We start from the raw sequence: 22,064 nt of genomic DNA, 5'->3' as shown, positions 1-22,064 counted from the left end.
ATCAAAGACAAAAAATATCACAATCGATTAATCTAATACTTTTTTAATAATGTTTTCGTATAAATACCCGACTCTTTTAAGTCATCTTCAGCCCAGTTACCTGAAGCATTCGCAGACTTTTCCAACATAGAACAAGTTTCATCTTTATCCGAAACCGACCATACAACCCATGAGAGTTTGCGTTTATCTGCCCAATGAATCCATTTGTTCCATTCGGGAATGTCCAATTTTCCATCGCCGGAAGCTTCCATGCCCGCCGATTCGGAAATGAAAATCGGCAAGCCCTTTGCCAAAGCGCTATCCGCACGCTGGCGCAACCAGCCTTTGTGTGTTGCTGCATAAAAATGCAATGTGTACATCACATTAGTTACATTTTTTATCGGGTCTGCAGCAGGCAAATTCAGGTCTTGGTCCCAATGCGGAGAGCCGACGAGTATCACATTCTTTTTGTCATAAGTACGAATGGTCGCTATCAATTTTTCTGCATAATTCTTTACTTCTTTCCACGATTCAAAATCCGGCTCGTTGTACAACTCATAAAGAATGTTGGGATAGCGATGATATTTCTTGGCAATCGTTGTAAAAAACTGCGTAGCAGAATCGAGATTAATGTTGTGCGAATGCCAATCTACAATCACATAAATTCCACTTTTAATCGCGCCTTTGATAACTGCCTCCGCAGCTTTAAGCGCCTGCTTCGGATTATCAATATATCCGCCTTTCGGTTCAGCGCCAATCGCCGCGCGTACAACGATTGCGTGCCAATCTTTCGCCAGCCATTCAACCGTTTTCTGGTTGTAAAAACGTGGATGAAAATTGTGCCAGCCAAAGCTTACGCCATGCAATGCAACAGGGTTTCCGTTTTCAGCAACAAGCTGCGTTCCATTAACACTCAAAAATCCATATTCTTTCACAGATTGCTGCGCATTTGCGCACGAAATTAACATCATCGGCAGGGCTAAAAACAGCAGTTTTTTCATAACCATATTTTTATTGAAAGAAAAACCAAATATAGATTTTTATACATCATTTATATAATATTATTTTATCAAAAAATGATAATAATCAATCCATTTTATAATAATGAATAATAAAATTTTCTTTTTTATTAGGCATTATAAAAGATGATATGGTTTAGTAAGTAATAATACTTTTTTATTAAATTATTGAATATAAATAAACATAATTCTATATTTTTGTATCATAAAAAAGCCTCATGGAGATTTTTCGGGAAATAACCACGCTTACGCCGAACGATTGTTTTACACTGGCAACAAGGCACAAAACCAAATTTGATTTTCCTTTGCACAGCCACGAAGAATTTGAATTAAATCTTATTCTTAACGGGAAAAATGCAAAGCGTGTAGTGGGCGACCATATTGATTTAATTGACGATGTGGAACTTGTGTTTGTGGGACCAAATTTGCCTCACGCATGGTTTACGGAGAAATGTACAAGCAAAGACATTCATGAAGTTACCATACAATTCCATCGCGATTTGCTGGACGATAAATTTTTACAGAAAAAGCAACTGAGCTATTTGCGCACAATGTTTGAAAAATCTTTCAATGGCATTTTGTTTTCAAAAGAAACCGTTGAGCGCATCGCACCGCGCATTATTGCGTTGGCAAAAAAGACCGGGTTCGATTCCGTATTGGAACTGTTGTCCATATTGCACGACCTATCCACTTCACGCAATCTTACGACGCTTTCCGGCAGCAGCTTTAATATGAACAGCCAGATATCTTACAACAGCCGCAGAGTGGAAAAAGTGATGGAATATTTGCACGGCAACTTCAACAAAGAAGTAAGCCTTGCCGAAGCTGCGAAAATTGCTAATATGACAGAAGTAAGTTTCAGCCGTTTTTTTAAAATCAGAACAGGGCAAACGTTCATCGATACGCTAAATGAAATTCGCATTGGGAATGCTACACGTATGCTGATGGCAACCACACACGGCATTGCTGAAATTGCCTATTCATGCGGGTTTAACAACATTTCTAACTTCAACAGAATTTTCAAAAAAAGAAAAGGGCGCACACCCAAAGAATTTAGGGAAAGCTTCTCGGGAACGAGAATTTTTATTTAGCCCCTATCCCCTGAAGGGGAATAAATATCATACACAAACTCCTCTTTAGGGAACGGGGATTAAATACCCAAAACCGCTTTCAATTTTGCATAGCCGCTACGGCTTACGGGCAATCTTACATCGTTTCTCAACACTACACAATATTGGTCTTTTTCATACAAATCCACTTTGTGAATATGCTGCACATTGACCAGATAAGAACGATGAATGCGCACAAATTGCTGCTCGGGCAATTGGTCTTCAAAGCGACTCATAGTCTGGTGCTTGAGATAATATTTGTCTGCCGTATGAATCTTTACATAATCATCGGCAGACTCTAAATAAAACACTTCCGGCAATGGCAGTATTTTAATATTACCGTTTACTTTCACTACAATTCTTTGTGCCTGCTCGGGCAAGTGTGGAATTTTTTCTTTGATAGAATTTTCGACCACGCTTGACTGGCGACTTAATTTTTCCAAAGCTTTGCTCAGTCTTTCGGGATTCACGGGTTTTAATAAATAATCCAGCGCATTTACGTCAAACGCTTTTAGTGCATATTCGTCATAAGCCGTTGTAAAAATCACGTGCGGCGGGTTATCCAGCAGCTCAAGCATTTCAAAGCCTGTTATTTTAGGCATTTGAATATCAAGAAAAATCAAATCGGGATTTAATTCCTGAATGGCTTTCAAACCTTCAAAACCATCGCCGCATTCAGCAATAACTTCAATATTTTTTTCGGATTCCAAAAGCTCTGTCAATAAAGAGCGGGCCAACGGTTCATCGTCAATGATAATGGTACGCATAAAAATAGTTTTAGCGTGAAAAAAATTATTTTGTCAAAGGAATAATAATCGTAGCAGTAAATGTTTGCAACAAAGTATCTGCATCTTCTTTCGGAACAATTCCCTGCTCTATTTTTAAAAGGTCATTTCTTGCAAATAATAAATACAGCCTGCGACGAATCGATTCCAAACCAAAGCCTGTTCCTTTTGTCATCACGGCATCCGCATCGTAAGGATTGCTGATGGTAAATATCAATTCTTTACCGATTTTTATAACTGTAATAATTATTGTTACAGTTCCAATTGTGCCGTACAATCCGTATTTAATTGCATTCTCCACCAACGGCTGCAAGAGAAACGGCGGCACTTTCATATCTTCACAATCAAGCTCTACATTTTCTTCAATTTTCAACCGATGCCCAAAACGCACTTGTTCAATGGCGAGATACAAGCGCAGGTCATTCATTTCTTCCCGGAAAGAGATAAAGCTATCATCTTCTTTCTTAATCGTATTTCTCAGGTAATCAGAAAGTTGCTGTATCATTTGCCTAGCTTTCTGCGGTTCGCGCCCAATCAATGCATTAATAGAATTCAAACTGTTGAACAAAAAATGCGGGTGCAATTGTTGCCGTAGCTTAAAAAGTTCTGCATCTTTTCTTAACTTTTCCGCTTGCTGTTCTTCCGTAATTGTTTCTCTTGTTTGCGCCAATTCTTTACTCAAAAAATAAATAAGCGTAAAGCAACTCAGCATAATCCAGCCTATTAAAGCACGCAGAAAAAACGTAGTATTCCAGAGTTCAATATAATTTTGTTCCGTAGCAAAAAGGTGCGTCAAAATGTACCTGCACAAACCAATCCAGACCCACGCTAAAAGCAAACTTTGAAACCCAATGGAAACATAATTTGAATAAATAAAAAAATGAATGCGGCGCGAATATTTGATAAATAAAAACAGTCCATACATTAACAGATAACTTACCAAAACATCTGCCAGCGCAGGTTTCAGCGCAATGGAATTACGCAGATAGAGCCAACAAAACTGCGCAAAAGCAATAATAAAAAGAAAAATTGCGCCACTATCTTTAACCCATCCTCTGTTTGTTTTTACCGGCATCTGAAATGTTTCGTTGCAATCATCAATAATTTTTTATTTCTACGCCGCCGCAAAACACACTGCCTCTTAAAATTAATATTTTTGGCGGAACTGCCGGCGACGAAAGTTTTCGTTTATCTTCAATGCCGCCCATAAAAGCGGTCAATTCGTTTTGAATTGTCCAGTTTGCCGGAACCGTTATTTCCGCACCACCGAACGTAACTGTAACATTTAATATTGCAGTTTCCTCAATATCAGCCTGTGAAAGATTTAGTTCGCCGCCACCAAAAGAACAAGTAATATTTCCGCCCTTGAATGTTTTGGTAAACAAAGTTTTTTCCGCACTCCCGAATATGGAATTTATATCTACATAATCTTCGCTGCTTCTATCGGTAAACTGTTGATGACCGCCAAAACGTTCCCTGCCTGTGCTCTGCCAAAATTCCTGCCTCCTTTTCATGCGTTCATAAAAACGGCTATCGCGACGGCAATATGGTCCATAACGAGGATTTCCTCTTTTCAATAAAATTAATAGTCCTGCAAGAATTAACAGTAATGGCAACGCATAAATATTCCATTGCTCTTTAATTACATTCTGGTCTTGCAACAAAAAATACAGCCCGATAAAAACAGGTATCAGCCAGCCGAAACTTCCTCTGAACCCGTGCTTTGCTCCGGCAAAAATTCCAAGAACAATCGGAATCATAGGCCAGTCGAACAGCCAGTCGGGAAAATATTTTGCCGTTTGCGGCATACGGTTGAACAACAACACTATACCTACAATGATAATAACTACGCCGCCAAACCAATGATTATGAGGACTCCTTTGAGGGAAATTATTAAATCTGTTATCAGAAGAAGCATCGCTTGGCGACACTTTCAAGTCTTCGTTTTCCATATCCAAAATTTTAATACACAAATGTACAATGCAGCATCGCCAATATAGAAAGCTTTTTCGATAAAGGAAGATTATTGGTCGGTAAACGATAATTTTTGGTATTCAATAAAATAAAAAAGCGACTCAAATATGAGCCGCTTTGTAATAAAAAAAAGATAAAGGAATTTTATTTTTTAATCAACCGAACGGAAGTCCTTCTGTCCACAGCGCGTGCAGAATCACTTGCATCTGCCGCCACAGTTGCGAACTGAGAACCATAACCTGTTGCTTCCGGCACTTGCGAGCCTACCCCCGCAGCGTTCAACGCTGTTTGCACCGCTTTGGCACGACTATCGGAAAGTTTAAGATTAGCAGTAGAATCGCCTTTCTTATCGGTATAGCCGCCAATTTTCATTTTCACATCAGGGAATGCTTTTAAAATAGCAGCAATATTGTTCAACTGGCGTGTAGATGTCGAATCCAACTCAGTTGTGCCGAATTTAAAATTCAAATCGTCAAAGTTAAACCACTTGTCTTTTAGTGTGCTGTCGGTGGCATTTTTGTAATCATCCGATTCGATAAATTTTACCAATTGGTCTTCAATGCCGCCGGGATAAGCCTGCAACGTATCGCCGTTGGGCAACACAACCGCAGTCAATGTTCTTACCGCAGTTGCTGGCATTACGGCAGTTGTATCTTCCTGCATTGTATCTGCCATAACCATTGCATTTTCGTTTCCATGACAACCTCTGAACAACCAAATTAATAAAAACAGAAGAATAATACCAAGAATCAACGGAACTAAAAACTTACTGCTGCTTTTTGCCCTACTTGCGACACTCGTTGCCGCCGATGTTACGCCGTGTGCTGCATCCGCCGCGTGCGTGTGCAAGCCGGACAATAAAGAACTTAATCCCAAACTTGCAGGAATGGAACTGAGAAACGAAGCCTTGTTGCTTTTGAAAAACTCGCCAATGGAGTCTGGTGTTCCGTTGTTCTCTATCAAATTTTTTCCAAGACTACCCAAAGAAGCAATGCCCGATGTATCAAACAATTGTCGTGTGCTGCTGCTTTTAATACCTGCGAAAGAAGATATTTTTTCAATAATACCGTGTAAACCGCCGCCGAAAATATCGAACAAAAAAGAACCGGCTTGAGTTCCTTCTGTACTTGAAGTTCCTGAACCAAATAAGCTGCCTAAATCGCTCAATGAATGATTGGTAAAAATGTTCCTGGCTTCACTTACGACCGTTGTAAGAAAAGAAGGGTCGTTGGAAATTTTGTTGCCGATACCGCCGAATATAGTTGGTACAATTGCCGATATCGCTTTAGAAATACCGTCGGGAGTTTCTCCGAGTTTTTCTGCTGCTGCCTGAGCGAAATTGCCGCCCAGCAACTCTTTTGCATAATCCAAAATAGAAGTACTCATAGTTTTGTTTTTTAGGGATTGTGATGAAGATTTTTTAAATTAAAAACAAATTTAATTCAAAAAGTAAGCCAAACGCAATCATTCCCTAATATATTAATTTTATAACAGAGGGCAATGCCCGGTTATCCAAGCGTTGCCCTCTGTTTTTTATTTTTCATTTTATTTATTCTGAAATAGAAAATGTGATTTTCTGTTTCATGCGGTAAGTAACCGCTCTATGATTTTGATAAGCGGGTGTCCACTTACCGCTTTGCGCCACTACACGCACGGCTTCCGCCGCAGCACCGTAGTCATGTTTCGGAACATTGACTGCTTTCACTTCCGAAACATAGCCGTCCCGGTCAACCAAGAACGAAACAGTTATAGGATAAGTTCCCGGAGGTGCGCCATTATCGGAAGGAATATTTTCTCGAAGGTTCATTCTTAAATATCTTGACCACGCAGATTCTCCGCCCGGAAAAACAGGTTCTACCTGGACAGAGGTAAATTCTTTGTCGCCATAGTTTGGCTTTTTCTTTGGCGAAGCATAACCAATGACCGTTACTTCTTTCAGGTCTGAACTGTCCGGTATAAATGTATTGCCGCTTGCCTGCCTTTTTCCGATAGCTGTTACCTTAACGCTCGAAACTTTTCCCTGAATCGGCACTCCGTTTACAGTTATCGGCTCGATGGTAATTTTAGTTTTAGGTAAAGAGTCTTTGGTAGTAATTAATATTACACCGTTTCGCGCATCAGCGCCGTATTTAATAGTTGCCGCAGCATCTTTCAAAATCGAAATAGATGATATGTCGGATGGAGCTAAATTTCTCATTTCCCCCTCATTGGCTTTTTTATCATCAATAAAGATAAGCGGACTCCCATCAGCGATTCCACGATAAACATAGAGATGCCTGCTCGAATCTTTTTTATGTGTAATGCCTGTTTTTGTAGTAACGAACACCACACCATTATCTGCCTTGCTACCGTAAATCGCTTTGGCAGAAGCATTTTTCAGTACAGAAACCGATTCAATGCTTTTCGGTGCAAGAGCATCCACATCTGCCTTATTTTTTGCAGGAATACCATTAACCACATACAACGGCTCGCCGCCCGATAAGCGTAACGAAGAGAACGTACTTTTCAAAGGCTTGAAAGAAAAAGTATCCGAAGTAATGATGATTGTATCCTTATGCGTTTTTTTCTCATTCAACTTTTTATCTGTAACCAATTTTACATTGACTGTATCCATTTTCTGCTGAACGGAATCCTGCGATTTCAACAAAGTAATCATGCCGTCAATCGCTTCACTTTGCTGTTTTATTTCCATACGATGCGCACGAAACGCCAGCAGAAATGTTACACAACCAAGCACCGGCAAAATCATTAATCTGCGGAGATAACTGTATTTCGGTTTTTTGGAATTGGTTATCATCATTAACCGCTTTTTGATGGTAGAATAAAACAACGGATGCGCCGGTTCGAAGGCAAATTTACCAAACTGCGTTCGCAAAAGCATTTGCGCAAAAGCCTCGCCGTCTCTGTCTTTCACGGCTTTTTCATCGGCAATAAATTCGTGAATGAGCAAGAGTTCTTTTTTCATCAGATAGAAAAAAGGATTCATCCAAAAGACTGCCGTCAGTATTTGAAAAAACAGTTTGTCCCACGAATGTTTCTGCGTGATGTGCGCCATTTCGTGATGATAAATCTGTGTTCCGATTGCATCGTCCAGTTCAATATCCTCGCGCCAGAATAAATTGTGCATGAAAGAAAATGGCGCGTTTTCAACATCAGTATTAATGAAGTCGATTTCGTCCAGCTTTGTAATTGGAAACGACTTTTTTAACTGGTAAATTTTTATTACCCTGATTACTACCAGCGCCAGCAATACAGCCGTTACCGCAAGTGATGCAAAAAGTACAATTTGTCCCCAGTCAATATGTGCCGTTTCTGCGCCCACCGTAACATCGGGCAAAGCTCCGCCATACATCAGTTGCATCAGCTCCAGCATCTTTGCATTATTGCTTTGCATATCAAACATACTGATGTGCAATAAAGGCAATAAACAACTAAATGAGGCTGCAACGAGCAGATAAAACCTGTTGTACGGATGGAAACTTTTGTTGCGCAGCGCCAGTAAATAGTATGCGAAAAACAATGCGGAGCATACTATCATTTTTATTAAATAAACGATAAGTGCGTGCATAACATCCGCTTTAATATGTAAGAAAATAAGGCTCCTACGGAGCCGGGATTATTTTTTCTTCAGTTGCTTGAGCAACAGTTCGAGGTCTTTTACGCTCAGTTCTTTTTCTTTTACAAGGAACGAAACGGCTTCTTTGTACGAACCTTTGAAATAATTGCTTACAAAATTGTTGAGCGAACCTTTGGAATATTCTTCGCGGGAAACCAAAGGATAATATCTGTGTGCACGACTAAATACCTCGTAACTTACAAATTCTTTTTCGATTAAAATTTTAAGAATAGTAGCAACGGTATTGGTGTGAGGTTTAGGTTCGGGCAACGCGTCAATAATATCTTTTAAAAAACCTTGATTAACGTCCCAAACGGCTTTCATAATCTGCTCTTCGGCACGAGTTAATGTTTTCATTTTACTTAAATTTTTATTAGTTGATAAATTAATTTACTCAAACGTATAACTATTTTTTTAGTTTTCCAAAAAAATGTTTTTACCTGCTCTTCAAAAAATATTTTTTAACAAAAAGAGCACCGATGCCGATGCTCTTTTATCAAATCCATACTATGCTTGTAACGTCTATTTAAAAATTGTTGCCAGCTTGTTGTTAAGCTCATCGCCGCGCAAATCCTGCGCAACTATTTTTCCCGATGGGTCAATGAGAAAATTTGCAGGCACTGCATTAATTCCGTAAAGCACGGCAACGGCATTTTTCCAGCCGTTCAAATCTGAAACCTGTTTCCACAACAAACCGTCTTTCTTAACGGCTTCTACCCATTTATCTTTTTCGTGATCGAGCGAAACGGACAATACATCAAAGCCCTTGTCTTTGTATTTTTTATATGCTTTCAGCACATTCGGACTTTCGGCGCGGCAAGGTCCGCACCAGCTTGCCCAAAACTCCAGCAACACATATTTTCCCTTGTAAGAAGAAAGTGTTACGGACTTATTGTTTTCATCTGCCTGCGCAAAGCCCGGCGCGTTATTTCCCACTTCCACACGACTAAGCGTTGCAATTCTCTCGCCCGTTTCTTTTCCCATTGCAGAAGATTTTACAACAGGAGAAAACGCGTTATACATTTGCTTGCTTACTTCTAATGTTTTATCATTGAGATAGTGCAGCAATTCCCATGCACTTGCATTGCTGTTCGGATGCGTTTTTATATAATTAACCTGCATTGCAACAGCCTGCTTGCTTTGCTCGTCGCGCGCAGCATTAAAGTCCGCCTGATATTTTTTCATGCTTACAGAATCGCCTGCTTTATATGCAGCTATCATTTTTTCGTAAATTACCTGAACAGGTTTTCTCAAATCCATTTGAGATTGATTGTACGCCGCATATTCGTTTACGACAGGACTTCCCGAAACCCTGATGTCATAAGACGAATCGATATTCCCGTTGATAATCACTTTCCCTTTGTCCAGAAACATATCCACTTTTACCGTGTAATCGTGATTAAACAACATTCCATACGACGGCTCGGAAAGCGAATCGCTGAATGTGAAATAGCCATTTGTTACCTGCGCCGTATCTGCGCGCATATTGCTGAACGAGCCATACGCGAGATACAGTTCTCCATCTGCAAGACCTTCAATATGCCCGCTTGCAGTAAAAGGCATTTTATGCTGCGCAAATATGCTTCCGCCCAAAAGCAGAAAAGCAGATTGCATTGCGACTGATTTGATAAGATTGATTTTCATTTTATACATTTTAAAAATTAAACAAATTTTTTAATCGCGCTATTGCGCACGATAAGCCATATCAATAACTTTACCGGGAAGCCCGTCAATTTTTTTGATAAGCGTTCCATATTTTCCTGTACTAATATCGAGATAATAAATGCTGCCATCAACTCCTACCGTCAAAGTATTTTGGTCCAGCACTTTTACCATCGTTACTGTTTTTCCGCCAAAACCGGCACTCACTGTTCTGAAATCCTGATTGGTGGGATTGTAACGATATACTTTATCCTGATAATTGAAATAAATAATACCATTTTGCGTAGCCTGCCATTTAGTTGCAGCAGTAATTAATTCAGGATGCGCAAACGGGCGCTTAAGCATATTTGTAATTTGGAAAGGTCCATTAAACTCTGCGTTAAACTCCAGTTCGTACAAAGTATCATTGTCAGGTGCTTTGCAGTAGGCGTAACAAAGTCCTCCGTTGATTTGCTGTAAGTGAACTAAATCCATTTTAAGGTCGGTAGGATTGAACAGCGAATCATTAATAACCTGATATTGCGTACCGAAATAAGTAGCTGCTCCATACAAATTGAAACGCAGAAATTGTTTACGATTTATATCGAATCCTACGAAATTTCCGGGACCGTAAGTCCCCGTGTAATTAAATACCATTTCCGGCGAACACTCGTAATCGCCCGTTGCTCCGGCATCAAACATTCCATAAGTGGGCGCTTCGTTCCATGTAGATGTAGTACCACTGTACAACACACCATTGATAACGCCGGAAAGAACGCCAAGCGGATCAACAAACATATTTTGCGGAATGAGTGCAGTATCCGGCGCACTGAAGAAATTATCTCTCAGGTATTCTATTTTCTTAAAAGTATTGGCATCAATTTCAACACCGGTATTTTCGCCGCTTTTACCAAATACCCAATAGCTCTGAATCGGCGGCTGATACGCTACCGGAATAGCAAGTATCTGCGCAGGATTGCCCGGCAGTTCTTCGCCCGGATTCACTGCCTGGTATATTCTCGGCTGCACGGAATCGTCCGGCTTAATAAAAGATACCTGCGTTACGCCGTTTTCATCGGTCAATACGGTTGTTCCCATGGAGAAAGCCGTTTGCCCGTTGATGATAAAATCGTGAAAATACTTCATGCCATTATCATTATTGGTAATAGCGAATCGCACCAAATATTTTTGCGGACCAAGCCCGAATACAATATGCAGTTCATTTCCTGTGAACACAAGATTAGTATCTGCCGGAGATATCGGCGGCACTTCGATAGTCCATTGAAAACTCAGATTGGGGTTGTCCACGCCAGGCAGTGTTACTACAGGTTTTACCACAAGGCTGTCGCCGACATATACATTATAAATGCTGTCCAAATGAGAAACAACAGGCGCGGCAATAGTTGTATAAGCATAATTGCCTTTGTCTTTATAACAACCGCTTACAGTCGCTATCGCAATAATAGCTGCACATACAAAAGAGAGGCGATAGAGAAATTTATATTGCATCATAGTTATTTTAATCGTCAGAAATATTAGTTTACTTCCAATCCGTTTTCGTCAATAAAGAAATATCTGCCGGCTTGCGCATCATATCGGTATAAGATTTTCTTTTCCGGATTATCGGTATTGTAGAAATAATAAATATTGTCATTCTGTTTTTTCAATACATAACCTTTATCGGAATTTTTGCTTATCCATGCATCGGGATCATTGAGAAAGCTCGTGAGCACACTGACGAAATATAAATTTTTAGGTGCATCCAGTCCGTCTGTCGTCATGGAAGTTTGTCCGGTAACAATGATGAAAAGCTGGAATTTTATCTGCGAAAAATAATCGCCCATCCACATTGTCCACCAATCGGGCTCTTCGAGCTTGCTGGAAAATACAAGCCGTCCTTTTATCAATTTTGGTAAAGCCGTGTCCAAATCAGATGTAGGATAAAGCCTGAACCTTATCTGGACAGATTTGGATTGCAAAGCCGTATCGGTATTATAAATTATCAATGGCACATCCGTTTCACCGGTATTGGCTGCAAGCGTGTACACGCTGTCAAGCGGCTTATAATGTTTGTTTGCAACAGCCGTAGTAGAATCGGGATTCGGGTCTATTTTGATAATAAATTTTCTATCTCTGTTCTCTCTCAACCCGGAAAGTTTTACGGGAAGATAAATAGTATCTGCCTCGCGCGAAGGCTCAAAGGCAAAAGTATATAGCAGGCTGTCGCGCTGTGCATCGGTAAAATCGAAGTACACATTATCGGGACTGTTGTACAATTCTAATTCATCGCGCTTACAGGATGTAAAGTATGCCGCGGATATTGTTATTAAAAGAGAATAAATCAAAAATCGCTTCATCTGTTTATTTTTATTTTTTATCTGTCAGATGGAATTGGCTTCGCCGAACTCCGTTTCGTCAAACAATCATCACTTTAAGTATGAAAAGTTCTCATGACTCATTTCATGTATTTTATTTTTTACCGGTTTCCAAATTCCACTTCATCGTTTGGCAAAGGCAATACGAAAATTTTATCGCTTGGCGAAATAAGTGAGCCGCTATGTCCTACAATACTTTGGTTGAGACGCTTGTACATATAAAATATTTGTCCTTCGCCGTAAAATTCCTTGCGCGCTTCTTTAATCAATTCGCCGGTAAACTGCGATTTGGAAGAAACACTCAGAGGAGTTCCAATACCTCTGTTTTCACGCACATCGTCAAAATATTCCAATGCCTGTTGTGGACTGCTGTCGTAAGAGCATTCTGCCGCGATATAGTACATTTCGCTGAGGCGCAACGCGGGAATTGTTTGCGGATAAAGGTTAACGCTATTATCGTCGCTTGTTCCTTTCGCCTGGTTTCTTGCATATTTTTCAAATATCATATTCTGGTCCAAGCCTGTCTGGAACCACGCTTTAGCTCGATTATCTTCGCCGCCTATGCCATTTGTTTCATAGATATATTGCATATCGTCCTGAGAAGCAAATACACCGCCACCACCCGAGAGGAAACGATTCAGCAGGCTTTGCGATTCCCACGGACAATACCAGCCGAAGAGAATTTCTTTGTACATGATTTTATCTTGCAGGCTTGGGTCGGAGTTAATCAAATCTGCAGATTTTGTCCAGGGAAACTTGTTTGACTGAATAACTTCCAAAGCATTCGCAAGCGCATTGCTTTTATCGCCTTCGTACAAATATGCTCTTGCCAGCTCGCCGCAAACAGCGTAATAATTCAGCCTGTTTCTTCTGTCTTGTAAAAACAATGAAGGGTTTGAATTTTCAGTTGATGAATCACTTCCCGGATAATCAATTACATATGTCCCTTTCACAATAGGATCAACAGGTTTTAATAACATTTTCGCCGAGTCGAGGTCTGTAATTATCGCCTTCATTACATCTTGCGGAGAAGAGGTTTTGGTTACCTTGTTGGAATAAGTAGTTACATAAGGAATACCTTCCGGTGCGCCTGTACTGCTGAACGATGAGCCGAACATTCTGAAAACATCAAAATGCAGATAAGCGCGCAACGCCAGCGCTTCGCCTTTTATCATAGCATATTCATCGGGATTGGAAAAAACACTTTTCTTTTGGTCGATGTTCTCAAGAATAAGGTTCGCATTCACAATGGCATTGTACAATCCATTCCATGTATTGTCTTTACGGCTGATAAAGTTGGCATCGGTATAATTGAACTTTTGCGTTTGCAGATAGCCATAGGCATCGTTCTGAGTTGATATGGTAAAGTCCTGCGCCAATACGTCCAGGAAACCTGTTGAGAGTTCATTACCATACAAATCGTCTTGTGAACAACGAGTGTATACGCCGTTCAATGCTTCTTCAAAACCTTCCTGCGTTTTGTAGAGGTCGTCGGACGAGACTTGCGATTGCGGCGTTATATTCAGCCATTTGTTGCAGGAGCTGAGCGCTAACAAACCGGTTAATATGATTAAGTATTTTTTCATTGTAAAAAATTATTTGAATCTCTCTGATAATGTTTATTAAAAATTAGCCGTCAAAGAAAAAGTGAAACTATGCGCATACGGATAATCGATACCCCGCTCCATACGGATCGAAGACAGGCGAAACACATCGTTGGTTGTAAAAGCAAACCGCAGGCTTTCCATTCCCAGCTTTGAATAAAACGATTTTTTTACATCGTAAGAAAGATACAGCGATGATAATTGCAGCACCGCATCGCTCTGCACAAAGCGTGACGATACCTGCGTTTGCCCGAGGTCAGAAATGCTTTTATAAAAAGTATGATCACCGGGTTGTTTCCATTTATCGTCCAGCGCACGTATGTCTTCATTGTAACGCGGGTCGGCATTTTCGACCCTGTCAACCAAAGTTTGATTGTACATTTTGCCTCCCCAGCGCGTATAAAAATTGAATGTCATATTGAATTGCTTATAACGAATGCTGGAGCCGAAATAACCTTCTACTTTCGGGTCGGCATTGCCTACGGGCACGATATCATTTGCACTCCAGTCGTAAGTAAGCGTTCCGTCTTTTTTTACATAAATTTCCCTGCCGTTTTCCGGGTCGATACCCAACGACTTAACAGCATAAATTGTATTGAGCGATTGTCCTTCCTGATAGTGCAATAAAGGCGCTCCCACATTTTCCGGGTCTGACTGTGCATCGTCCGCACGATTGTTATAAGCCTTGAGCGCATCGGATATTTTTACAATCACGTTTTTGTTGTGTACAAGATTTGCCGTGAGGTTCAGGTTAAAATTTTTGTTGCTGATGACGCCGTACTGGAAATTCAGTTCCCAGCCTGTGTTGCGCATATTTCCGATATTATCTTTATACGAAGTGAAGCCTGTTGATGGCGGCAGCGTTACGTCTGCAATTAATCCTTTTGTGTATTTGTAATAATATCTCGGCATAATCAAAAGCCTATCATGCATAAATCCTATTTCCATTCCCAAGTCATTATCGCGGGTTTGTTGCCATTCGAGATTGTTATTGCCGTAATTGTTTACGATGGCGCCGGCACCGGTTGCATACCAGTTGCTGGTATAGTAGCTATAAGTCGTTTGTGCCATATAAGGAGAAAAGGAAACCGAACCGGTAAGACCTGTACTTGCACGTATTTTAAGACGGCTGAAAACAGAGCCTTTCATAAACGGCTCGTTATGAATATTCCAGCCGATACCTACAGCATTAAATGGAGCAACTCTTTTGTTTGAACCAAAGTCAGACGAACCATCTTCGCGGAAAGTAAAATCCAGCAGATATATATCGTCATAAGAATAGTTCAGCGAAGTAAATGCGCCCGCAAGCCGTTGCTGCGACACATAACCATAAGGTGTCGAGCCCGGCGCATAGCTATTTGCAAAACCGATGTTGGAAAATTTATCGTTGGTAAAGCCGACCGCCGAAAATGCTTTGTAATCTCCCTTATCGGTATGAATGTTAGAGCCTGCAACCAGATTGATAAAATGATGTCCAAGCCTTTTGTTGTAATTCAGCGTAAGGCTACCATCCACAACAGTTTCAACATTATCGCTGTAATCGTAACTGCCGCGCTGATTTAGTTGGTCAGTACCATAAAAATAAAAAGCATTGGCAAACGGCGATTGAAAATTATCACTCGTGCTTCTTGTCTGGTTTATACTGATGAGACCTCTCAAGCGCAGCCCGCGAGTAATAGTCCAGTCTGCCGAAAGCGCATCAATCAATTGCAGATAATCCGATTTGTTGAAGCTGCCGAGCGTGGCATTATACAAAGGGTTCAACACCGGAGTTGTAACAATTCCGCCGCCTGTTCCGGAACGGTCTGTCCAGCTATCAACCACCTGAACGATTTTTCCTGCGGAATCTGTCATTGGATAATATGGATTCATTTTTACATAGTCGGAAAAATCTCCATACGGCGATTCTTTGCTTTTCATTTGGGTAATGCTTACCGTATTTTTGAAAAGAAATTTATTGCCGATATTGTACGAAAGGTCAAGATCGGTGCTGTACCTGTCTCGCGTGGAACCTTTCATTACGCCGGGATCTGTCTGATAACGTGCTGCCAGTCCATATCTGAATGTTGATGAACCGCCTTCAATGTATAGCGAATGCTTTTGTCCGTAGGTAGTGCGTACAGGTTGTACAAGCCAGTCGGTATTAACGCCGCTAAGCACAAGATTTAATTTGTGATAATAAATATCGTCTAACTGGTCTTGCGACAATGCCGGATTATTATCGGTGCTGTACAAGCCTGCGAGCTTTTCGTATTGCAGTTTTTGTGTCGCGTCCAACTCATGATATGCCGATATATCCGGTGTAGTTACATTTAGCTCATAGTTATATGAAACCTGCAACTTTCCTTCTTTAGGCGGATTGGTAACAATGACCACAACGCCGTTAGCAGCACGCGAACCATATACAGCCGTAGCTGCAGCATCTTTCAGTAAGGTTACGGATTTGACACGGTTAATATCAAGGTCAAATATTTTTTGTACATCTACTTCATAACCATCCAGAATAAATGTAGGCATATTGACTGTTCCCGAAAGCGTATTGCGACTGATGGCATCTGTACTACCGCTTGGCAAAGCCGTAGAGCCGCGAACGTTGATATTGGGAAGCGTATTGGGATTTGAACCTGCAAGATTATTTTCTACAATTTTGAAAGAAGGGTCAAATGTTTGCAAGCTTTGTAAAATGCTTTGAGGATTTACTTTTTTAAGTTCCGCGCCGGAAACCGAAACCGCCGTGCCCGTATAGCTATCTTTATTGATTTCCTGATAACCTGTTGAAACAACTATGTCGCTCATTTCTTTTTCCACCAGTTGCAACGTAACATCCGCATGTCCGGGTATTGCCGCAATAGATTTACGTTGAAAACCAACGTAACTTATAATCAATGAATCTGCCGGTACGTTCGTAATATCAAGTGAAAAATTCTCTTTATTATCCGTGAAAACGCCGCGGGCAACACCTTTTACCTGTACGCTCGCGCCTTGTATGGGAACGCCCGTTTCATCGATGACCGTTCCCTGGACAATCTTTTTCATAGGTTGCTTGACCGTATCGGCAGGAAGCGCCGGAATATTTTTCTTTCTTCTTACGATAATAGTTTTGTCGTCAATAATAGAATAGGTCAATGGCAATGTTTTAAAACAATTGTCCAGCGTTTGCGGTATATTCGCATCTTTAACATTCACATCTACCGCAGGCAGCTTCTCAATCATTTCGCTGTTATACAAAAACTCAAAGCCTGTTTGCCTTCTTATTTCTTTAAACAAATTCGGCAAAGACATTCCTTTCTCTTTGATAGAAACCGTTTGTCCGCACAAGCGAAAACTTAACATTACGATGATTAAAAATAGCGTTCCAACCTTCATTGTGTTTTTTAATTTTAGTTTGGATTGTTTTGTTTTAGATTCCGAACTCATTGTCTTTTCTTTGGAAAAGGCAATAAGATTTCAGACCGACTTTTTGAGAAGTCTGTCCATTTTTTATATCAATAAATTTTTGCGCTTAACTCTTACATATCACTTCGGGCAAAAAAAAATTTTCTCATGTACTTTTTAATAAGCATATATTTTTCTGCCGTTTACTTTAAAATTCACTACGCCCGTTACCGACAATAAATGTAAAATATCTGCAACATCGGCGCGTCTTGAAATAACACCGTTAAACCGAAGTTGTCGCTTGTCTGCCGCACAATCCACGTCCACATCGTACCAACGCGCAACCTGTTTCAGAATATTGTCCAGCTTGTCATCATCAAACTGAAACATACCGTTTCTCCAAGCCATTGCTTTATCCAAATCAGCCTCCGATACTTTCGGTTGTGCATTGCTTTCCTGCATTTGTGCTTGTTGTCCCGGAACTATTTTTACGGCATTGTATTCATCATTTCCATAAACTTCAACGCTACCTTCAAACAAAGTTGCTTTATAATTTTGCTCATCGGGATAAGCATTTACATCGAAGTGCGTTCCTAAAACTTTTACCGACATACGGTCTGTCTGCACCACAAAAGGCACCCTCTTTCCTGTCTTACCCAATTGATGTGCCACTTCAAAATATACTTCTCCGGTAATGGAAACGAGCCTTGCAGAATCGTTAAACGCTGTCGGGTATTTTATGGATGACGCGGCATTCAGCCATGCCTTTGTTCCATCGGGTAATACAATCTGAAATTCCCTGCCGCGCGGCGTACTCATTGTATTGTATTGCACAGCATTGCCTACAACAGCATTCGCATTTGTGTATGTTACAATATTTCCCTGCTTCACAATTTTGCTGCTGCCCTGTACGCCTATTTGCCCGTTATTAGAACTGTCCAAAACCACCTGAGTTCCATCTGCCAGCGTTAATATTGCACCGTTACGCCCCGGCTGTATCATATTTTGTACAATCGTTCCCGTTTGTTTCGGCGAAGAAATATTACTGCGGCTCCACCACCAAAAACCGCTGCCCAATAACACAATAATAATTGCCGCAGCTGCAACATTCTTATAACGAAATAAAAAAGGCATACGTACCGTTTCCGTTTTCAATGAACTGTTCAGTGTCGCATCCATGCGCGCTTTCAGCCTTTCGTAAATATTGTTCTCTTCATCTTCAAACTGAGCGGGAACAATTATATTTTCATCGTTAAAAGATTGGTACCACTCCGTCAATTGCCTCGCTTCGTCTTCGTTGGCAACACCAGTTAAGTATTTTTCTAATAACTCTTTTAGCAATGAATTTTCCATTAATTACAAGGCGTTCTTTAATAAAGTGAAGAAAAAAGGCGCTAACCCTTAGTCTGTTTTGGATTTTTTTCTGAAAAATTAAAAAAATAAGGAAAAGAAAGAAGATAATGAACTTTTTAACGCAGAACGCAATTGCCTGATGGCACGCGTAATGTGCGCTTCAACAGTTTTGGATGATAATTGAAGTTCTTCAGCAATTTCGCGGTTACTCATGCCCAACTCTCTGCTGTATTGGAAAACGAGTTTGCATTTATCGGGCAGTCGGTCAATTTCTTTCCGAACAGCTTCTTCTATAAGTTGATACTTCAGACTTTCGTCGATGGTGGTAAAAGTATTGCCATTTATATGGAGCGCTTTCGTTAGTTCATCTTCTTTCAGTTGTTTTCTCATTGCATGAAAAATACTATACCGAACAGCAGATGACAGATAATGATTCAGGGATTTTATTTCCAGTTTTTCCCTCCGCGTCCACAATGTACTCAACACATCCTGCACTACATCTTCCGCACCATGTTTGGATTGCAGGCGGTTGTACGCCATTGCATAAAGCTTTTTCCAATACCTCTCGAAAATTTCTCTGAATGCAGATTCGTCGCTCTCACATACTAAGTGAAGCAACTCTTCATCTGAATAAGAATGATAATTATGCACAATTTTAAATAAATGATGAACCGGAACGAAATTAATGAAAAAATAAATTATAAAAATTAGTTAAGATAAATAAAATAATTATACCATTCTCTTTCACATGAAATGCCCATAAGTATTTTACATACCCAAAGCGATAATTATTTCAAGGCATTCCATCTGACAATTAAAAAACAATAAAAATAAACAGATGAAAAAAGCCCTCAGACAAAATGTGCTGAAGGCTTTCAATATTATTCTTTAAAATATTTTTAATGATAATAAGGAGCAATCATAAAATAAATAATTGGTCCCGTAACCGAAATATATAACCACGATGGAAATGTATAGCGCGCTATTTTTTTATGCTTTGCCCATTCGCCTGTCAATCCGCGATAAGCAGTAAACAATATAAACGGCAACATAATTGTTACCAACGCAATGTGTGAAATGAGAATAAAATAATACACGTAACGAATTGCACCTGTGCCGCCATAAACCGTATCGCCGGCAAACAAATGATGACAGATATACGACAATAAGAATAATACGGATAGAATAATTGCCGCAAACATAAAATTGCGGTGCAGCTCAAATTTCTTTCGCTTCACAGCCCACAATGCTGCGAGTAAGCAGATAGTAACAAGCGTATTAATCACGGCATTTGCCAGCGCAAAATACCGCACATCAAACAACGTAAAAGTCGGATGGATAATGTGCCTGTCCAAAACCACAACTGCACCAAAAATAACCGCAGATACAATTCCAATCAACCATTTTGCTTTCTTATCATTCTTCTGAATAGCAGCCTGTAACATAAAGTTTATTTATTGTTGATATTTTTTTTCTTTTTAAAAATAATACGCGCCAGCAATAGAACAATCACAATGGTAATCGCAAAACAAATACCCATCTCCACCGGATCGAAAGGTAGTGCTGCCGGATGTTCACGGTCTTTTTCCACCATCAATACACCAATGTCATGCGCAAGTTTCGGCAAAGCCTCTGCTGTATCCAAGCCATCGTAGTAGCCGCGAATGTGATGGTCTCTGTCCAGCAATACAAACCTTCCCGTATGCGGAAAATCGGGGCTAATGGGAATGGTATCGTCATACTTATCTACCTTTAACTGCTCATAAATAAAGTTGTAAATCGAATCCTTATTGCCCGTCAGAAACCACCAGTTATCGTTGTTCACACCATATCTGTCGGCATATTTTTTCAGTCGTGCAACGCTGTCACGCTCAGGATCGATACTAAAAGAAATAAACTGTACACGGTTAGCGCCATCTGCATCATTTTGTACAGACTGGGAGTGACTGCCTTTTTCAAATGACTTTTGGAGCATCCGCATATTGTGCGTAAGCGTGGGACAAATAGAACCGCAGCTTGTAAAAAAGAAATCCATTACAATGGCTTTATTCTTTATATCATACAATTGCACGGTATCGCCAAGCTGATTAACCAAACGGATATTCTCCACGGTATGCCAAACAGTATCGTCGTATATTTTGCCATTATCGGTTTTGGTAACGACCGAATCATAAATATAATTGCGCGGCACATCTACTGCGTTCTCGCCGGCATACTTCAATAACAGATAACCAACAAGGGGAATAAATAAGGCTACTGCAATTGCAGCTAATGCTTTTTTGTTCATTACAATTCCGATAAAGATAAGAAAGCAAAAGTCAAAAGCATTTCGATTTTTTGCTTAGAATTGATTTCGTGGCAAAAGTCCTACATAATTTTGATAAAACAATTTTGAAAAAGGATTTTAAGATTTTGTATTTATACTTCGGCAGCTATTATATCCGCCACACGCTGCGCTTCTTCAATATGCGGATAATGAGACGAATGCTCCAGCCTGTATATTACATGACGGGGAAACTTTTCTTTTATAAAATCCATTTCTTCCGGTATGATTACAATCTTGTCACGCGCACCATATACAATAATTGTTTTTGTCGAGGTAGGAATGATATGTATATCGGTCATAGATTTTCTTACGGCGAAAAAATTTTCGATATCAAATCCATATTCGGGTGCTATAAAGTTGGCAAGATATTTTGCCTGTGCTTCTGTGTTTGTCCAGTAATAATTTAAAAATCCCGGATTTGCCAATGCCAGCTCCCAGCCTTTTATTGCATTATCATCGAATGAGCCGGATAAACGTTCAATTACTTGCTGCATTTTTTCAAAATTACTATCATCATTATTTCCCTTGTAATCTTGCGCAATAAAAGTGAAAATATTATGGTCGGCTTTGTATATATCAAAACAAGGGGCAGACAAAATTATTGAAGCGACTTTATCACTATGATTTTGTTGAAGCCATGCAACCACTTGGGCGCCCCAGCTGCTTCCGAATAAATGCAGCGGCGTTCCGTCATAGTGCTGTAACAGAAAGTCTTCTGCGCTATGCAGCAATTGCTCAAAATGCGTGCGTGTGTTCAACTCTTTTAAAGTGCCTCTCAATAGCGAAGGCTCATCCCAAACCTGCAAATCCAAATTCGCGGTTTTGTACATAGACGCCAGCAGGTTGCGTTCCGGATTGCCGTTAAGCCCGGGACCGCCGTGATAAAAAAGTATCTTTTGCATAACTGT

18 protein-coding genes are annotated in these 22,064 nt (G+C 40.2%); 1 reads left to right on the top strand and 17 read right to left on the bottom strand.

What is annotated here, in order from left to right; genetic code table 11:
- Positions 1–32: 32 nt before the first annotated feature.
- Positions 33–980 carry a glycoside hydrolase family 5 protein gene (locus A9P82_RS13735; RefSeq protein WP_197492183.1) on the bottom strand — a complete coding sequence of 316 codons (948 nt, stop codon included), beginning with the start codon at positions 978–980 and terminating at the stop codon, positions 33–35.
- A 236-nt stretch (positions 981–1,216) separates the two neighbouring features.
- Between A9P82_RS13735 and A9P82_RS13730 the strand changes: the two genes are divergently transcribed.
- Positions 1,217–2,089: a helix-turn-helix domain-containing protein gene (locus A9P82_RS13730; protein ID WP_066208752.1), complete on the top strand. Its 873-nt coding sequence runs from the start codon at positions 1,217–1,219 to the stop codon at positions 2,087–2,089.
- Between the two features lie 59 nt (positions 2,090–2,148).
- Here the strand turns inward: A9P82_RS13730 and A9P82_RS13725 are convergent, their stop codons facing one another.
- From A9P82_RS13725 to A9P82_RS13650, 16 genes are all read right to left on the bottom strand, one after another.
- Positions 2,149–2,874: a LytR/AlgR family response regulator transcription factor gene (locus A9P82_RS13725; RefSeq protein ID WP_066208751.1), complete on the bottom strand. Its 726-nt coding sequence runs from the start codon at positions 2,872–2,874 to the stop codon at positions 2,149–2,151.
- Positions 2,875–2,899: 25 nt separating this feature from the next.
- Entirely contained in the window at positions 2,900–3,967 is a 1,068-nt protein-coding gene (locus A9P82_RS13720; RefSeq protein WP_066208749.1) for a sensor histidine kinase, read from the bottom strand.
- Between the two features lie 22 nt (positions 3,968–3,989).
- Positions 3,990–4,844, bottom strand: a complete 855-nt coding sequence (locus tag A9P82_RS13715; protein WP_066208748.1) for a LiaF transmembrane domain-containing protein — start codon at positions 4,842–4,844, stop codon at positions 3,990–3,992.
- Between the two features lie 166 nt (positions 4,845–5,010).
- Positions 5,011–6,252, bottom strand: coding sequence for an OmpA family protein (locus tag A9P82_RS13710; RefSeq protein ID WP_066208747.1), 1,242 nt, complete (start codon positions 6,250–6,252; stop codon positions 5,011–5,013).
- 163 nt (positions 6,253–6,415) lie between these two features.
- The gene (locus A9P82_RS13705; RefSeq protein ID WP_197492182.1) at positions 6,416–8,404 is read right to left on the bottom strand and encodes a M56 family metallopeptidase; all 1,989 of its coding nucleotides are present in this window, start codon (positions 8,402–8,404) and stop codon (positions 6,416–6,418) included.
- 78 nt (positions 8,405–8,482) lie between these two features.
- Positions 8,483–8,839, bottom strand: a complete 357-nt coding sequence (locus A9P82_RS13700) for a BlaI/MecI/CopY family transcriptional regulator (protein WP_066208743.1) — start codon at positions 8,837–8,839, stop codon at positions 8,483–8,485.
- A gap of 165 nt (positions 8,840–9,004) precedes the next feature.
- Positions 9,005–10,126 (bottom strand): TlpA disulfide reductase family protein, encoded by a 1,122-nt coding sequence (locus A9P82_RS13695; protein WP_197492181.1) that lies wholly within the window; start codon positions 10,124–10,126, stop codon positions 9,005–9,007.
- Positions 10,127–10,165: 39 nt separating this feature from the next.
- The gene (locus tag A9P82_RS13690) at positions 10,166–11,635 is read right to left on the bottom strand and encodes a PKD-like family lipoprotein (RefSeq protein WP_066208739.1); all 1,470 of its coding nucleotides are present in this window, start codon (positions 11,633–11,635) and stop codon (positions 10,166–10,168) included.
- Between the two features lie 23 nt (positions 11,636–11,658).
- Positions 11,659–12,480, bottom strand: coding sequence for a DUF4843 domain-containing protein (locus A9P82_RS13685; protein WP_066208736.1), 822 nt, complete (start codon positions 12,478–12,480; stop codon positions 11,659–11,661).
- 119 nt (positions 12,481–12,599) lie between these two features.
- A complete protein-coding gene (locus tag A9P82_RS13680) occupies positions 12,600–14,084 on the bottom strand; it encodes a RagB/SusD family nutrient uptake outer membrane protein (RefSeq protein WP_066208734.1) in 1,485 nt (494 codons plus the stop codon).
- Positions 14,085–14,120: 36 nt separating this feature from the next.
- Entirely contained in the window at positions 14,121–17,519 is a 3,399-nt protein-coding gene (locus tag A9P82_RS13675) for a SusC/RagA family TonB-linked outer membrane protein (protein WP_197492180.1), read from the bottom strand.
- 135 nt (positions 17,520–17,654) lie between these two features.
- Positions 17,655–18,830 carry a FecR family protein gene (locus A9P82_RS13670; RefSeq protein WP_066208732.1) on the bottom strand — a complete coding sequence of 392 codons (1,176 nt, stop codon included), beginning with the start codon at positions 18,828–18,830 and terminating at the stop codon, positions 17,655–17,657.
- Positions 18,831–18,908: 78 nt separating this feature from the next.
- A complete protein-coding gene (locus A9P82_RS13665; RefSeq protein WP_197492179.1) occupies positions 18,909–19,481 on the bottom strand; it encodes an RNA polymerase sigma-70 factor in 573 nt (190 codons plus the stop codon).
- 248 nt (positions 19,482–19,729) lie between these two features.
- On the bottom strand, positions 19,730–20,275 hold the full coding sequence (locus tag A9P82_RS13660) for a DUF420 domain-containing protein (protein ID WP_066208728.1): 546 nt from the start codon (positions 20,273–20,275) through the stop codon (positions 19,730–19,732).
- Between the two features lie 5 nt (positions 20,276–20,280).
- A complete protein-coding gene (locus A9P82_RS13655) occupies positions 20,281–21,117 on the bottom strand; it encodes an SCO family protein (protein WP_066208726.1) in 837 nt (278 codons plus the stop codon).
- A 131-nt stretch (positions 21,118–21,248) separates the two neighbouring features.
- A complete protein-coding gene (locus tag A9P82_RS13650) occupies positions 21,249–22,058 on the bottom strand; it encodes an alpha/beta fold hydrolase (RefSeq protein ID WP_066208724.1) in 810 nt (269 codons plus the stop codon).
- Between the last annotated feature and the right edge of the window lie 6 nt (positions 22,059–22,064).

Source organism: Arachidicoccus sp. BS20, from assembly GCF_001659705.1.
Classification (GTDB): Bacteria; Bacteroidota; Bacteroidia; order Chitinophagales; family Chitinophagaceae; genus Arachidicoccus.
The sequence above is the reverse complement of the archived record's forward strand: the minus strand, read 5'-3'. Positions and strand labels throughout refer to the sequence as shown.